This is a genomic window from Proteus sp. CA142267, assembly GCF_003336825.1.
Classification (GTDB): domain Bacteria; phylum Pseudomonadota; class Gammaproteobacteria; order Enterobacterales; family Enterobacteriaceae; genus Proteus; species Proteus terrae.
In genome coordinates this window covers 530,921-547,194 of sequence record NZ_QPMG01000001.1, presented here as the reverse complement: position 1 = coordinate 547,194, position 16,274 = coordinate 530,921, and the positions used below count along the sequence as shown (strand labels likewise).

Here is a 16,274-nt window from a genome sequence, read left to right as displayed (position 1 = left end):
GACCATATAAACAAAGTGTGTTGTATTATTCGCACATTAAATTGTAATCAAAAAGATTACATTCATGTAAATACAAAATAGACGTTAATAAAGATAAGAGTAACATTATGTTTCTAGGAATGCCTACATTAACACATGAAGAGCAACAAAAAGCAGTAGAAAAAATTCAATCTCTTATGGCTGAGGGAATGAGCAGCGGAGAGGCAATTCAGTTAGTCGCCCAAGAATTAAGAGAGAAACATACAACCCGTGAATCTGTTTCCATCGTATTTGATGATGAGAATGAATAAAACAATTTTTTAACAAATGTCACAATTGTGTTATTGACCATGTGCTATGCTTAATGAAAACACATCCTGTTTTAAAGGATATTTTCGGGAGGTTATATGAAATTAAGCAAGTTTATTGGTCAAACAGGGATACTTGGAGCAGGTCTTTTACTTGCTGTTTCTTTTGGAGCATCTGCAGAAAGTATCGAAAAGGTTAATAAAGATATTGTGCGTTCCGCTCCCTTTGCGAGTTGCGTTAATTTAGATAATAATCAACTTGTTACGAGAGTAAAAAATGATTATCTACAAAATCGTTTACCTCGCTGGCAAGATGATAAAAATGCATTAGGCTCAAAACCTGTTGCAAGTATTAATGCCAATGAAGTTATCAAGATGGATAATAACTATCAGATGGTATTGAATGTAAGAGGAGCGAGAACAGATCTTCGTTACAATGTTCAAGTCAATTGTGATGACAATACTATTACTTATGTTTCTCCTAAATAATAGATAGACGATAGTAAGTTTTAGTTAATCTATTGAAAAAAAAGAGATAAACCTAGGTTTATCTCTTTTTTTTACCATTATCAAAATCACGGAGAATGTTTGACTATTTTTTTACCTGTGGTTCATAAGGTAAACGAGAATAGTGTTGGCTTCTTGCACGATAAAATACCAGCCTTTCTTGAAAGAAAGCATGAAAAGCTTGAGGTTGTTCTCTTAAAACAGCATCTGCTACAACGGGCATGTTATAGCGTTCTTTAAAAGCGACGCCTGAAGCAGCTAAACTTATATTTAGCTTATCTTTTTCTTCTTGTGTCAATTCTGAAAGGTTATAACCCATTATTTATCCCTCTGTAACGATATAAGTAAGGTAAAAGAGCATGCTTATTAATGCAAGCAAATAAAGATATTAGTCATTAATGTGTAGTAAAAATGATGTACTTTATTTGGGTCGATTTTTAATCAAGGTCATTAAATATAACAATAAAATCTTATTCCTTTTTAATTGTTATACCACTTTGTGGGTAATTCAAATAAGGCTAATGATAAAACAAACATTTTCAACCCTTATTAAATAGATTCTAAAATAGAGAAAAAAGCAGTTTGCCTATGAAAAGAGTAAATAATACGAATGTTTAATTTGATTTAGATCAATGAAAAGAATGAAGGATTTTGCATTGAAAATAGGTAAATAATGTTAATTTATCAATTGGATGTTTCATATGTTTTTATTTTGTATTGTTTGACAAAGAGTTATGATAAGACTCTGAAATATTGGGATAAAAAAATGCCCTGTTGGGGAAACAGGGCGAAAATTAATACAACACCAGGGAAAAACATAGTATAAATAAAATTAACCAAATGGTTAATAGGTAAACTTACGTGATTCTACATTTTTTTATTAATATGAAATAAAGTGTTATTAAACTTTAATTAATGTTCAAAGAAGAAGAGTATTATTAATGAATAGTAAGTGAATAAAAAAGAGAAGAGAAACTAATCAACAGCCTTCTTAAAAATCTAAGATAACAAACCATGTTAGAATTAATGCATTAGAGTCGTGTGATAAAATAAAAATGCAAAGTTTATTTTTTATCTAATCTTAATATCTTATTAATATTAAAGCATTTTATTAATGCGACAATATAAAATATTTATTGTTAATTGTTGTAAAAATCTTTATTTCTTAAATGTTAATTATCAAAATGTTAAATTAGATATTAAAAAATACTTTAATTAATGACTTTAGTAGTTCATTTAAATCTTATTTTAGATAAATAGAAAAGGTTATTAATTGATGATTTTTTAATCTGTTTATTTTTTTTCTAAAATGACTGATTAACTTAATGACTAAAGAGTTTACTTTACTTTTTCAAGTTAATAAAATAAAAAAATAATTATTTATCCTAATGATATGTATGGTTTTTTTATTTTGCAATATTGTTTATTTTAGTTAACGAGATAATTAAAATAAAATAATAACATGTAAAAAAATAAACAAAAAATATACATGTCACACAATATTGTGTTACATTTAGTTCGCTTTTCACACAGTAATCTTTGATATTACTTTAAGACGGATTCGATTTAGTAATTGACTCAATTACACGATATCTGCTTGTTTTTTTATTTCAATAGCGATGTAAGGATAGGTTATATACGTTATTATATAAGGGGATTAATTTGACAGGGCTAATAAACTTTGCGAATAACATTTTATGGGGATATGTTCTTATCTACTTACTTCTTGGAGTAGGTATTTACTTTACTATCCGTACTGGATTTATACAAATCCGACATTTTAGTCATATGTTCTCTATTTTAAAAAATAGCCACAAGTCAGATAAATCAGGGATCTCTTCCTTTCAGGCATTATGCACCAGTTTAGCTGCGCGTGTAGGTACTGGAAACTTGACCGGAGTCGCGATTGCTTTAACAGCAGGTGGCCCTGGCGCTATTTTTTGGATGTGGGTCGTTGCTTTAATAGGTATGGCGACATCATTAATAGAAAGTACGCTCGCGCAACTTTATAAAACAAAAGATGATGATGGTAATTACCGTGGTGGTCCTGCTTATTATATGACTAAAGGACTGAAAATGCGCTGGATGGGTGTTCTCTTCGCCATTTTCTTGATTATCGCCTTCGGTTTAGTTTTTAATGCTGTTCAAGCCAATTCTATTGCTCAAGCCACAGCTTCCGCCTTTAATTTTGATCCACTCTATGTGGGAATTTTTTTAGTACTAACCAGCGGATTTATTATCTTTGGTGGCCTGCGTTGGATTGCACGAGTTGCTGAGTTAGTTGTTCCTATTATGGCAACGGCTTATTTATTATTAGCTTTTTGGGTTGTTGCAGATCATATTGAGCGCTTACCTGAAGTTTTCATTTTAATTTTTAAAAGTGCTTTTGGATTACAGGAAGCTGCAGCGGGTGCAATTGCTTACGGTATTAGCCAAGCGATGACACAAGGCATTCAGCGCGGTTTATTTTCTAATGAAGCAGGTATGGGATCGGCACCTAACGCTGCAGCTTCAGCAACACCTTATCCACCACATCCAGCATCTCAAGGCTATATTCAAATGCTAGGTGTTTTTATGGATACCTTGGTTATTTGTAGTGCTACTGCGGTGATTATTTTATCATCAGGTGTACTCGATAGTTATCCGGAAGGCATTAACGGTATTCAATTAACACAATTGGCATTGTCATCTAGTGTGGGAGGTTGGGGGAGTACTTTTATTGCAATTGCCATTTTCTTCTTCGCTTTTACCTCTATTATTGCTAATTATGCTTATGCTGAAAGTAATATGATTTTCCTTGGACGTAATCATACAACAGGACTATTTCTTTTACGTTCAGCAGCTTTAGCTATGGTGATGTTTGGCGCTTTAGCAGATATGCCTCTTGTTTGGAAAATGGCCGATCTCTCAATGGGATTAATGGCAATGACTAATTTAATCGCAATCATCTTGCTTTCTGGTGTCGCCTTAAAATTAGTTAAAGATTATAACCAGCAACGACAAGCCGGTTTACTACCTACATTTGATATTCGTCAATATCCAGAGTTGCAAGATGATATTGAAGAAGGGATTTGGGATGAGAATATTGTTCCTGATGAGCCTTTAGTTCGATGTGAAAAAGTGGGCAATAACTAAAGTAATAATAAAAAAGCGTCAAAGCACATAACCCATATTCTTTAATATGGGTTTTTTTATTACAATTTAACTTTGGGAATATTAAATCAAGGATCAGAAATGAGGTCTAGTTGGTATTACATAGGATTACTTATTGTAATAAGTCTCTTAACCAGTTGTGCCAAGCAACCAGAATTTATTGATAGAGGTGAATATATAGTTAAAGTTATTCCTAATAAGCAGGAAGCTAATGACTGTGTAAAATATCTGGTGATGCACTATACCGCGCTAGATGATGAACGCTCACTGAAAGTTCTTACTGGGGGGCGAGTCAGTAGTCATTATTTGATCCCCACACATCCTTTATCTATTGACGGAAAACCAGTGATCACTTCATTAGTGGATGAAAGACAAGTCGCATGGCATGCGGGCATTAGCCAGTGGGGAGATGCGACTAGCCTGAATAATTGCTCCATTGGAATTGAGATAGTCAATCTGGGTTACCGTGATAATGGTAAGTTTAGGTATTGGTATTCTTATACCGCAGATCAAATCGTGACTCTGTCAGTAGTGATGAAAGATATTATTGAACGTTATGATATCGAGCCTCAAAACGTTTTAGGTCACAGCGATATTGCACCTCAAAGAAAAGTTGATCCGGGCCCTTTATTCCCTTGGGAAAGATTAGCAAACCAAGGAATAGGTGCTTGGCCTGATAAGGAATTAGTGCGAACTTATTTAGCAGATAGAGATCCTTCAGAGCCTGTTGATGTGGCAAATTTTCAAAAGTTATTACAGCAATATGGTTATCAAACACCAACAAATGGTGTGTTAGATAATAATGCACAAAAAGTCGTGAAGGCCTTCCAAATGCATTTTAGATCAACGAAAGCGAATGGGATCCCTGATGCCCAATCAGAATCGATTTTAAGGGCATTGATTGAAAAATATCGGACTTAAATTTTTCTGTGATAATTAGACAAGAAAAAAGCGCCTCCAATATGAAATTTGGTAGACGCTTTTTTATCAACTTACAATCAGCATTACAAATTAGGTGTTATATGCTGATTATTTCGCTGTATTTCCTACTGGAAGGTTTTCTTCTTTAAGGTTTAAGCTAACAACCAGAGAAATGACGAATGCAATCGCACCTGGTAATACCCAGCCTAAACCATAATCAGAAAGTGGAATATAGCTAAATAATTGTAGTAAATCAGCATTTAACCACTTCAATTGTTTCAATGTGTCGAAAAGGCTCATTAAGACGATGATTGCAATGGTAAAGCGATAGGTAAAGCGAGGTGCTTTTAATTTATTACGAATAAATTGCAGCAATACCAAGGTGACTGATGTTGGATAAATCATTAATAACGCAGGAATAGTCACCCGTAATAATGTATCAAGACCAAATGTTGATACGATTGTGGTCATTAATGTAAATACCACAACCCAGAAACGATAGCCTAAACGATGATGGAATGTCGCAAAGTAGTCTGCTGCGGCACTTGTTACACCCACAAGTGTTGTCATACTGGCTAATAAAACAATACCGCCCATCAACCAAGTCCCCACAGAGCCAAATAGTGCATCAACATAACGTGAGAAAATTTGACCACCGTTAGTGGCATTGAGTGCAGGATCAGCAAAGACTGAAACAGAGTGGCTTGTCGCACCTAAGTAGAAAAGGCACAGATAAAGTGCAGCTAACAGTAAAACTGAAATCATGCCGGCTTTTACGGTAATAAAACCGATTTGGCGTGGTTCAGTAATACCTTTGGTATATAAAGCACGAGCAACGATACCACCGAACGCCATAGCAGAAAGGACATCCATGGTTTGGTAGCCATCAATAAAGCCAGAGAAGAAACCATTAACAGCATAAAGGCCTGTTGGCTCACCAATTGGGGAAATCGGTTTAGCCACAACAGCAATACCTACAACCACCAGTAGGACTAACAGTGCCGGAGTCATAAACTTACCAATGGCGCTGATCATGGTACCTTGTTTTAGCATGAAGAACATACTAGTGATATTGAAAATAAGTGCAAAAGTAAGGTGTGTTGCCGTATTTTTCTCAATAAGCCCTAAAGGTAAGAAACCCATTTCATAAGCGGTATTGGTGACACGAGGCATTGCAAAAGTAGAGCCTACGATAAGATACAGTGCTACCCAGAAAATAACGGCAACCCATGAAGGCAAATCAACAGAAAGACGCTCACCACGTCCGCGAATTGCAACAATAACTAAGGTTAGGAAAGGGAGTAAGACACCGGTAACAAGGAAACCTAAAGATGTACTAAACCAGAGGTTTCCCGATTGAAAACCCGCCATAGGGGGAAAAATAATATTGCCGGCACCAAGGAAGAGTGCAAAAACCATCATTCCAAGAACGAGCATATCTTTTGTAGAAAGCATAACTTAAACTACCTGTCTGTGAAGAAAATATATAAATGATTTATATTTGTTATTCTACATCTAGCCTAATTAACAGCTTAATATGTTGTGAAAATGCAGTTTGAATAACGAAAAGTGAATTGATAGTAACAAATTCTGAAGGATATGTAAGAAGAAAGGCAGATTTAACGCTTATTTAACAGCAATTATAGAATAATAAAAGGCTATATTTTTGGTCGAAAAGCAGTGTGATCCTCTGCTAAGGATCACAATTGCTATATAATTTTGTAGACATTCACGATAAAACACAAAAAAGATCGTGTTTAAATAAATTTATTTATAGCGATTGCAACACCGTGCTCTTCATTAGAAAGTGTGACGAATTTAGCGACTTTCTTCACTTCTTCAGGGGCATTTCCCATCGCAACACCTAAACCTGCATATTTCAGCATTGCTAAATCATTACCTTGATCACCAATACACATGATTTTTTCTGGTGTAATTTTTAAATGTTCAGCTACTTTTTGAACCGCACTCCCTTTATTGACATTGGTGTTCAACACTTCAATAAAATAAGGAGCACTACGTAATATGCTGTATTGTTCATAAATATTAGTAGGAAGATATTGAATGGCATTATCTAAAACGGCAGGGGCATCAACAATCATAAACTTACTAAAATACATATCTGTTTGCATTTCATTTAATGGACGATAATAAAGCGGTGTCCAAGATAAAAAGGCTTCTTGGCAGGTGAAATGGCTAATATGACTATTGGTGGTATAAATCTTATTGTCACTAATAACGTGAAAATGAACGCCTATTTCACGAGCAAGGTTTTCAAAATAGAGGTAATCCTCGAAATTAAGCAGATCTTGAATAATCACTTCACCGTTATCTGCTTGATGGATTTGGCTACCATTATTGCTGATACAGTAACAATCAGAAGAATTAAGGCCGAGTATTTTTAAATAGGGAGAGATGCCATTAAAGGAGCGTCCTGAAGCTAATACAATCTTAACTCCTGCCTCTTTTGCTCGCTGGACTGCTTGTTTTACTTCTGGCGTAATTTCGTGTTGTTTGTTGAGCAAGGTTCCATCTAAATCAATAGCGATAAGCTTAATACTCATTAGCATCCCCATATTAAATAAAAGCAATCATGATAAAGGAAGGGCGAAGCGGTCTATCATCACATAGCTTGAGTATTATTTATGTGACATTAAAGGCTATCTGCATAATGCCACATAAATGGAAGGGTTAATCACAACAAGGTGATTGTAAGTGTAAAGGCTGTTTGGTTTCTAAAACGATCTCTTGATTTTGCCGAAAATCGAAAGGCGTGATGCCATACTCTTTACGGAACATATAAGTAAAGTGAGATTGTGAACCAAAACCGAAATCAAGGGCGATATCGAAGATAGAGCGCTCACTGGTGCGTAATAAATGAATAGCGCCAGCTAATCTACGCTGACGGATATACTTTCCTAAAGAGGTGCCCGTGACTTCTTTAAATATTTTTTGCATGTGCCAAAGAGAATATCCAGAATAAGCCGCCAACTCTTCAAGATGGATAACACGGCCTAAATGCTCCTCAATCCATTTACTTAACGCGCAAACCAATGCGAGATGATTATCTTGTGGCATTACAGTTCCATTCTATCAATGAAGTTAAGGTAAAAATCAAAATTAACTCCCTAATCTTATACAAAAAATGGCAGACAGAGAAACCCATATTAATGGATAGCTATCTCTAATCGTTGGCAAAATGTGTACTTAGAATAATATAAGACCATTTTGCATACAGTTTAGAGCGAAATAATGCAAATTATCTGAAGTCTGTCGAGGAAGCGTTTACCTTTCGTAATGAAAGTTATGCTAAATTTACTCATAGAGATAATTGATTGCGGATTTTATAACAACAACTCCCTGTCTTGTTATCGTATTTAAGCGAATGCTTATAATGTGATAAGTCATACTAACAAAATGTATTTAAAGGATTTTAAATTGAACGCAAAGAAAATAATTATTAGCTTAATTATTGCATTAGCCATTACCTTTGGCCTCTATCTTGTGGCTTTAGATAATTTTTGCGATCGTGGAGAGGATTTCCAACAAGGTCTTTGTCGCTTTACCACATTATTCCCCTCTAAACACCACTAAAAGATAGCTTTTCTTATTATTTTTCGCCTAGCATAAAATGTATTTGTTATTCAAGTCAGAATAGTGTTTTAATGGTGGCTTGAAATAAACAAAATCGTAAATATTAGTTTACACTTTAAGTTGATAAAATAATAAAGAGAAGAGGATGTATGGCGAGAGAGTCGCAACAGACAGAACTTAAGCGCGGTCTGAAAAATCGACATATCCAGCTGATTGCGCTGGGTGGTGCTGTCGGCGCTGGTCTGTTTCTTGGTATAGCGCAAACAATTAATATGACAGGTCCATCAGTTATCTTAGGATATGCTATTGGTGGTTTTATTGCGTTTATGATCATGCGCCAATTAGGCGAAATGGTTGCCGAAGAGCCAGTTGCGGGTTCGTTTAGTCATTTTGCTAATAAATATTGGAGCCCATTTGCAGGCTTCTTATCTGGTTGGAACTACTGGGTGATGTTTATTCTTGTCGGTATGGCAGAATTAACCGCGGCAGGTAAATATATTAACTATTGGTTACCCGATATTCCTGTTTGGGTTTCCGTTGCTATCTTCTTTGTGGCAATCAACTTAATTAATCTGATTAACGTGAAAATGTATGGTGAAACAGAGTTTTGGTTTGCCATTATTAAAGTATTAGCGATTGTCGGGATGATTTTGTTTGGAAGCTACTTATTGGCGAGTGGTAATGGTGGCCCTCAAGCTTCTGTCAGTAATTTATGGGAGCTAGGCTTTTTCCCTCATGGTTTTACGGGCTTTATGTCTGCATTAGCCATTGTTATGTTCTCTTTTGGTGGACTTGAGCTGGTGGGGATCACCGCTGCTGAAGCTGAAAATCCAAAAGTCAGTATCCCGAAGGCGACTAACCAAGTTGTTTATCGTATTTTAATTTTCTATATCGGTTCGTTATTAGTGTTACTTTCACTTTATCCTTGGACTCAAGTTGTTAAAGGTGAAAGCCCATTCGTTCTGATTTTCCATAACTTGGATAATTTCCTAATCGCGAATATTTTAAATGCTGTAGTATTAACAGCTGCACTGTCTGTTTATAACAGCGGTGTTTATTCTAATAGTCGTATGCTTTATGGTTTGGCTAAACAAGGTAATGCACCACATGCACTTTCTCGCATTAATAAACGCGGTGTGCCAGTTGTGTCGTTACTGTTATCTGCAATTGCGACTTCATTAGGTATTTTAGTTAACTACTTATTACCGAATCAGGCGTTAGAGCTATTAATGGCATTGGTTGTAACCACGTTAGTGCTTAACTGGATTATGATCTGTTTGGCAAATTTAAAATTCAGAGCCGCAAAAAACAAAGAGGGTGTAGAGCCTTTCTTCAAAGCACTTTGGTATCCATATGGTAACTATATCTGCCTTGCTTTCTTATGCATGATTTTAGTAATTATTTTATTTATGCCACAAGTGAATATTTCGGTGATTTTAATGCCATTCTGGATTGCACTCTTATGGGTTGGATTTAAGATTTCCCGTATGAAGAAAACACCTAATAGAACTCAAGCAAGCCAAGATATTTAAGTTATTAGAGATTGATTGAGTCATTTTGTTGAATAAGAAAAACGCATCTAAATGATGCGTTTTTTATATCCTATTTTTATTACTTGCATTTATTCTGATAGACAAAATAAGGAAACTATTGCCAACGTAACCAAGCAAATAATACGTTACCGTTGTTATAAGTGCCTGGTACATAGGTCGCTTGTAGTGAAAGATGCCCGTAGCCGACAGAAACTAACGGTAAAGGAAGTGGCATAGGAATATAGTTGTATTCATGGCGCGCTGTAATGCTTAGCGTAAATCCTGCCCCCATACGGAACCCGTCTTTATCACCGGGATACCACATTTTTTCAAAACCATAGCCCATAATAGGCTGCACTCGGTTATTTGAGTCCATAAATGCCATCGCATAAAGAGAGTGCCAATCACCGTCATTGTCATAACGATATTTACCCATACCAAAACCCCAAGGTGTTTCGTTATAGCGATTAGTTTTTTCTCTATCGTAAGTAAAACGGTTATGCCAAGTCCATACCGGTAAATAGTAATTATATTGGTCGTTATCCCAAGTTTGATTGACATTACGCTTAAATTTTCCCCAGTAGCTCTCTTCATTATTAGGTTGAGGCGCGTTACTAGTGGTTTGCTGGTTTTCTGTCGTAATAATCTGATGGGTATTTGTATTATTTTCAGAAGCGAAAGCTGAAGTTGTTAACGTAAGTGAAAACAACGTTGTGGCTAATACGCTAGGGTGAAAATAGGATGATGACATAATATAACTCCGAGTACGGCATAAACAGTGATTCTGGTGATGACAAATAAACATTACTAATAGTGTTATTTAATCGACAAGTATTTAAGATAAGAGGTATCTGAAACTTTACTTCTTAAATAAAATCTTAAGGGATTAGAATCGGTTAAGAAGAAAATAAATAGATTTATTGTACTTATGAACGTAATTTTGTCTGATATTAAATGCTGTTATTTTTTTATGATAATGTATTGTTTTTAATAAAAAATTAAGTTTTTATTAGATTTTAAATAAATAACTGATAAATAAGGCCTGTAAGATATAATTTAGGCTTAGTCATTTTCAACAGAAAAAATCCACAAAATATCTATTTTTATGACTTAATTGAAATATCGATATCAATAACATCAACTTATCAAAAGAGATAAATTTCCAGCAGGATAATAGAGTAACGAATAAGAAGAGTTAAATAAAAAAAAGAAAAACTCTGTGTTGGTTTATAAATCGTTTAAGTGGTGTAAGTTTTGTTTAGCGAAATGCCGATTTTTTGTGCAGATTATCCTAAAACAAAAATATTGTTTATTATTGAGATAATTTTTCTTGGCTAATGATAAGTAGCCGATGGGTATCGCGGTCTTTACTCCAGTAATAATTTATCAAGATTTATATCGTAATATTTATAGCTCATTGATTTTATTCTGTTATTTTATTTGGTGATTTATCATATTTACTTCTTCTGACAATTAATATATCGATTATCGTTAAAACGGATAAAAATAATATACAAGGCGATCCTCGCTGGTTACTAGCATCTTTATCTTGAGCGTGCGATACTCCTTATCGCCTGAATTTACAGGCTTTGGCTCGGGGCGCCTTATGGCTGAGATGAACCCGTATAACCTGATCTGGATAATGCCAGCGTAGGGAAGTCAAGGTAACTCTGCTGATTAACAGAGCCCGACTTTTCTGTAACTGGTGAAAGGAGGAGTTAATCAGTGAGATTCAATGCATTGTCTATCGCAGGCACCGATCCTAGTGGTGGTGCGGGTATTCAGGCTGATCTGAAAACATTTTCCGCACTGGGTGTTTATGGCACAACAGTAATAACAGCACTTGTTGCTCAAAATACCTGTGGTGTTCGTCGTGTCTATGATTTATCCCCCGATTTTGTTGCCGCTCAATTAGATGCTGTCTTATCTGATGTTCGAATTGATAGTGCCAAAATTGGTATGCTCTCTAATGTCGCGATTATTGATGTGGTTTGCGACAAGCTTCAGCAATATGCCATTCCTTTTGTTGTACTTGATACCGTAATGATTGCAAAAAGTGGTGATCCACTATTGCAGCCAGATGCGGTTAATAAAATGGTCAATCAGTTGTTACCTTTAGTTGATTTGATCACGCCCAATTTACCTGAAGCAGCAACACTGCTAGGTTGTGAAGTCGCTCAAGATGAAGTAACGATGAAGCAACAAGGTTATGCATTACTAAAACAAGGATGCAAAGCGGTGTTGATGAAAGGGGGGCATTTAACTGAAAATGAAAGTCCTGATTGGTTATTTACCCAAGATGGCGAGTGGCGATTCACTTCAAAACGCGTTAATACGAAAAATACTCACGGTACAGGATGTACTCTTTCAGCCGCGTTAGCTGCTATTCGTCCTCAAGTCTCTGATTGGCAAACTTGTGTTGAACAAGCAAAAATCTATTTACAGCAAGCGTTAGAACATGCCGACAGTTTAGAGGTTGGGCAAGGTTTTGGTCCGGTACACCATTTTCATCGCTGGTGGTAAGGCTGCCTACAACAACATTAAAAAAGCCACTCAGTTGAGTGGCTTTCACATTAAATCTATCAATTAAGCAATAGTGACAGATTTATTTAGATAAATATCTTGTACTGCATTAATTAGGGCAACGCCATCTTTCATTGACTTCTTGAATGCTTTACGTCCTAAGATCAAGCCCATACCACCCGCACGTTTGTTAATAACGGCAGTACGGACAGCATCTTCAAGATCATTATTACCTGAAGCACCACCAGAGTTAATTAATCCCGCACGGCCCATATAGCAGTTTGCTAATTGGTAGCGAACTAAATCAATTGGGTTTTCAGTGGTGAGTTTTGTGTAAACACGCTCATCAGTATGACCAAAACCAATCGCTTTAAAGCCACCGTTATTTTCAGCCATTTTTTGTTTAACGATATCAGCACCAATTGTAGCGGCTAAATGGTTTGCCTGACCGGTTAAATCCGCACTTGCATGGTAATCAACGCCATCTTTCTTAAAGGCTGGGTTACGTAAATAAGCCCATAATACAGTGACCATACCTAATTCATGAGCACGTTCAAAGGCCATTGAGATCTCTTCAATTTGGCGACGGCTTTCTTGTGAACCAAAGTAAATGGTCGCACCCACTGCAACAGCACCCATTTCAAAGGCTTGTTCTACACTGGCATATAGTGTTTGGTCATATTGCGCTGGGTAGCTTAGGGTTTCGTTGTGGTTTAGTTTCACAAGAAAAGGGATTTTGTGTGCGTAGCGACGAGAAACAGAAGCAAGAACACCATAAGTAGAGGCAACACAGTTACAACCCGCTTCAATCGCTAACTCAACAATATTTTTCGGATCAAAATAGAGTGGGTTTGCTGCAAAAGAGGCTGCGGCAGAGTGTTCCACACCTTGGTCAACAGGTAGGATAGACAGATAACCCGTTCCCGCTAAACGCCCGTGATTAAACAGGGTTTGCATTGAACGTAACACGCTATTAGGGCGATTGTTATCAATCATAACACGATCAACAAAGTCAGAACCTGGCAGGTAGAGATTTTCGCTCGGGATGGTTTGGCAACGATGTTCTAATAATGATTTCGCATCAGCACCTAACAAACTTACTATATCAGTCATTACATACTCCAGTTCATGATGAGATGAGAGTGATTGTCATTTATCTACATTAAGATAACAAGTCACATTGAGGCGGTAACCGGCAGTGGATCGCTTCAGGTAACACAATAAATTCAAATTTATCCCCTAAAAGGGGTTCTCCATCTAAATTAAATATCATTTCATGAGAAGCGCTAATGTTTACCCAGCGACTTTCTCGCTCGATTATCTTGTCATTCTTTTTGCTATCAAACATGCTACTTAAAATTGAAGGGAGAAGTTCATGAGCTTCAACAATGGTGAGATTAAGTTTATTGTCATTAATTAAGGCATCAGAACACAATTTTTGTCCACCGCCAGCTTGACGGCCATTGCCGACAGCCAAAATAAGAGACTCTCCTTCCCAGTGGAAATTTTCAGCTTCGATTGTGCAGTGATCCGCTTTTAAAGAATCGATACTTAAAAGGCCATTAATAAAATAGGCGGCTCCGCCCAATGCAGACTTTAACGCTTCAGGCGTTTCTGTTGTGATTTTGGTTCCAAAGCCCCCTGATGCCATATTGATAAAATAGTGGGTCTTATTCACGGCGATTACATCAATAGGTATTGCACGTCCTTTAACGGCTAAGTTAAGTGCATTTTCCATATCACGAGGAATTTGTGCGCTGGTGGCAAAATCATTTGCTGTGCCTAAGGGAATAATGCCAAGTGTCGGTAAAGATGAGGGTGAGAGGTGAATTAATTCAGAAACAACGCTATTAATCGTGCCATCGCCTCCTGCGGCAATCACCGTTTCGGCTTGCATATCGATAGCTTCTTGTACAAAACGTCGTATATCACTGGATTCCCAAGTCACTCTTACTTGGAGATTAAAACCTTCGTTACGTAATTGGTAAACCGCTTTTCTCAATGCGCTGTTGTCAGCGCTTTTTCCATTAATGATTAGCAAACTAATTTTACTCATTGATGAGTCCCTTTAATTGAATCACTCTTTTAAAGGTAATGGATATCGAGAAAATTACTATTTTTTTTACAAATGATAACGAAAAAGAGAATGAGCTGTATGCAAAGGAGAGCTATTAAGAAGGGTATAAAAAAGAAAAGGCAAATCCAAGGGAGATTGGATTTGCCAAGGAGGTGGTTCCTAGTCTTACTGTATTCATTCTAGTTCTTTATTTTTCGGAACTGATGATACGGTAAACAAATCATTATTGATGTGATCTGTATTTGAAATTGACCACTTTAAATCAGATTATGATGCTTTACTTCACTTCTACCGCATCAATTTTATGCGGTTGACGTGTTGTTGTACCTTGTAGGTTGCGGATCAGCAGAGCAAAATCTAAATCAACATCTTCAGGAACAGATAAATAAACCATGTGACCATTACCCGGTGCAACATCGGTTGGTTGTTGTTTTTTGTTAAACAGCTCTTCTAACGTGAATTGAATATTTCCAGTTGGTGTCATTAATTCTAGGCTATCACCTAAAACAAATTTATTTTTAACATCAACTTCGGCTAAACCGTTTACACGTTTACCTGTAAATTCACCGACAAATTGTTGAGTGTCAGAGACAGAGTAACCATATTCATAAGTTTGGTATGCATCATGGGTATGACGACGTAAGAAGCCTTCTGTATAACCGCGGTGAGCTAAGCCTTCTAATGTTGTTAGTAACGTTGGATCGAAGGGTTTGCCTGCAACCGCATCATCAATCGCACGACGGTACATTTGAGCTGTACGAGCACAGTAATAGAAGGATTTAGTACGGCCTTCAATTTTGAGCGAATGCACACCCATTTGAGTTAATTGCTCAACGTGTTCAATCGCACGTAAGTCTTTAGAGTTCATGATATAAGTACCGTGTTCATCTTCGAACGCAGTCATATATTCACCAGGACGTTTTGCTTCTTCGATCAAGTAAACTTTATCAGTTGGCGCGCCAACACCTAAAGTAGGCTCAACGTTTTTAACTGGGATTGGTGTGTATTTTTCGACGATATTACCTACATCGTCTTCTTTGCCTTCTTCGACTTTATATTCCCAACGGCAAGCGTTAGTGCAAGTACCTTGGTTCGGGTCGCGCTTATTGATATAGCCAGATAACAGGCAACGACCAGAGTAAGCCATACATAATGCACCGTGGACGAAAACTTCTAATTCCATATCAGGAACTTGCTTACGAATTTCGGCAATTTCATCAATAGAGAGTTCACGAGACAGGATCACACGAGTTAATCCCATTTGACGCCAGAATTTTACGGTTGCCCAGTTAACAGCATTGGCTTGCACTGAAAGGTGAATATCCATTTCAGGGAAGGCTTCACGCACCATCATGATCAAACCCGGATCAGACATAATCAGCGCATCAGGACCCATATCAATGACGGGTTTTAAGTCACGGATAAAGGTTTTTAATTTAGCATTATGAGGTGCGATATTAACCACAACATAGAAGCGCTTACCTAATTCGTGGGCTTCTTGAATACCTTTAGCAAGGTTTTCATGGTTAAACTCATTATTACGCACACGTAAGCTATAACGTGGCTGACCTGCATAAACGGCATCTGCGCCATAAGCAAATGCATAGCGCATATTTTTTAATGAGCCAGCAGGAGAGAGCAATTCGGGTGTAAACATGGTTAAATTTCCTGGTTCTGATT

General features: G+C 36.7%; 15 protein-coding genes and 1 riboswitch. Of the genes, 7 read left to right on the top strand and 8 right to left on the bottom strand.

The features are described 5' to 3' along the window. Positions 1-107: 107 nt before the first annotated feature. Entirely contained in the window at positions 108-290 is a 183-nt protein-coding gene (locus tag C0T34_RS02525) for a YoaH family protein (protein ID WP_069367593.1), read from the top strand. A gap of 96 nt (positions 291-386) precedes the next feature. Next, a complete protein-coding gene (yebF, locus tag C0T34_RS02520; RefSeq protein ID WP_075674065.1) occupies positions 387-776 on the top strand; it encodes a protein YebF in 390 nt (129 codons plus the stop codon). A gap of 103 nt (positions 777-879) precedes the next feature. On the opposite strand, the gene C0T34_RS02515 is transcribed toward yebF, so the two are convergent. Continuing rightward, positions 880-1,113: a DNA polymerase III subunit theta gene (locus C0T34_RS02515; protein ID WP_075674064.1), complete on the bottom strand. Its 234-nt coding sequence runs from the start codon at positions 1,111-1,113 to the stop codon at positions 880-882. A 1,343-nt stretch (positions 1,114-2,456) separates the two neighbouring features. Between C0T34_RS02515 and C0T34_RS02510 the strand changes: the two genes are divergently transcribed. Beyond that, positions 2,457-3,929 carry a sodium:alanine symporter family protein gene (locus C0T34_RS02510; RefSeq protein ID WP_088495266.1) on the top strand — a complete coding sequence of 491 codons (1,473 nt, stop codon included), beginning with the start codon at positions 2,457-2,459 and terminating at the stop codon, positions 3,927-3,929. 99 nt (positions 3,930-4,028) lie between these two features. Then, on the top strand, positions 4,029-4,868 hold the full coding sequence (locus tag C0T34_RS02505; protein ID WP_098942469.1) for an N-acetylmuramoyl-L-alanine amidase: 840 nt from the start codon (positions 4,029-4,031) through the stop codon (positions 4,866-4,868). A 108-nt stretch (positions 4,869-4,976) separates the two neighbouring features. On the opposite strand, the gene brnQ is transcribed toward C0T34_RS02505, so the two are convergent. The 3 genes from brnQ to C0T34_RS02490 form a co-directional block, all read right to left on the bottom strand. After that, the gene (brnQ, locus tag C0T34_RS02500) at positions 4,977-6,323 is read right to left on the bottom strand and encodes a branched-chain amino acid transport system II carrier protein (RefSeq protein ID WP_098942470.1); all 1,347 of its coding nucleotides are present in this window, start codon (positions 6,321-6,323) and stop codon (positions 4,977-4,979) included. Between the two features lie 302 nt (positions 6,324-6,625). Further along, a complete protein-coding gene (yidA, locus tag C0T34_RS02495; protein WP_098942471.1) occupies positions 6,626-7,432 on the bottom strand; it encodes a sugar-phosphatase in 807 nt (268 codons plus the stop codon). 127 nt (positions 7,433-7,559) lie between these two features. After that, entirely contained in the window at positions 7,560-7,946 is a 387-nt protein-coding gene (locus tag C0T34_RS02490; RefSeq protein WP_006533085.1) for a helix-turn-helix domain-containing protein, read from the bottom strand. A gap of 360 nt (positions 7,947-8,306) precedes the next feature. On the opposite strand from C0T34_RS02490, the gene mgrB reads away from it, so the two are divergent. Together mgrB and C0T34_RS02480 are read left to right on the top strand one after the other, a co-directional pair. Continuing rightward, the gene (gene mgrB / locus C0T34_RS18285; protein ID WP_226892284.1) at positions 8,307-8,462 is read left to right on the top strand and encodes a PhoP/PhoQ regulator MgrB; all 156 of its coding nucleotides are present in this window, start codon (positions 8,307-8,309) and stop codon (positions 8,460-8,462) included. A 149-nt stretch (positions 8,463-8,611) separates the two neighbouring features. Beyond that, the gene (locus tag C0T34_RS02480; RefSeq protein WP_098942472.1) at positions 8,612-9,994 is read left to right on the top strand and encodes an amino acid permease; all 1,383 of its coding nucleotides are present in this window, start codon (positions 8,612-8,614) and stop codon (positions 9,992-9,994) included. Positions 9,995-10,109: 115 nt separating this feature from the next. On the opposite strand, the gene pagP is transcribed toward C0T34_RS02480, so the two are convergent. Beyond that, positions 10,110-10,745 carry a lipid IV(A) palmitoyltransferase PagP gene (gene pagP / locus C0T34_RS02475; RefSeq protein ID WP_109849658.1) on the bottom strand — a complete coding sequence of 212 codons (636 nt, stop codon included), beginning with the start codon at positions 10,743-10,745 and terminating at the stop codon, positions 10,110-10,112. An 834-nt stretch (positions 10,746-11,579) separates the two neighbouring features. Beyond that, positions 11,580-11,668: riboswitch (TPP riboswitch) on the top strand. 51 nt (positions 11,669-11,719) lie between these two features. On the opposite strand from pagP, the gene thiD reads away from it, so the two are divergent. After that, entirely contained in the window at positions 11,720-12,517 is a 798-nt protein-coding gene (thiD, locus tag C0T34_RS02470) for a bifunctional hydroxymethylpyrimidine kinase/phosphomethylpyrimidine kinase (RefSeq protein WP_109849657.1), read from the top strand. Between the two features lie 63 nt (positions 12,518-12,580). Here thiD and fbaB read toward each other — a convergent pair whose 3' ends face one another. From fbaB to yegQ, 3 genes are all read right to left on the bottom strand, one after another. Further along, positions 12,581-13,630: a class I fructose-bisphosphate aldolase gene (gene fbaB, locus C0T34_RS02465; RefSeq protein WP_098942475.1), complete on the bottom strand. Its 1,050-nt coding sequence runs from the start codon at positions 13,628-13,630 to the stop codon at positions 12,581-12,583. 49 nt (positions 13,631-13,679) lie between these two features. Further along, positions 13,680-14,573 (bottom strand): lipid kinase YegS, encoded by an 894-nt coding sequence (gene yegS / locus C0T34_RS02460; protein WP_109849656.1) that lies wholly within the window; start codon positions 14,571-14,573, stop codon positions 13,680-13,682. Between the two features lie 298 nt (positions 14,574-14,871). Continuing rightward, positions 14,872-16,251, bottom strand: coding sequence for a tRNA 5-hydroxyuridine modification protein YegQ (yegQ, locus tag C0T34_RS02455; RefSeq protein ID WP_075674055.1), 1,380 nt, complete (start codon positions 16,249-16,251; stop codon positions 14,872-14,874). Positions 16,252-16,274 lie beyond the last annotated feature (23 nt).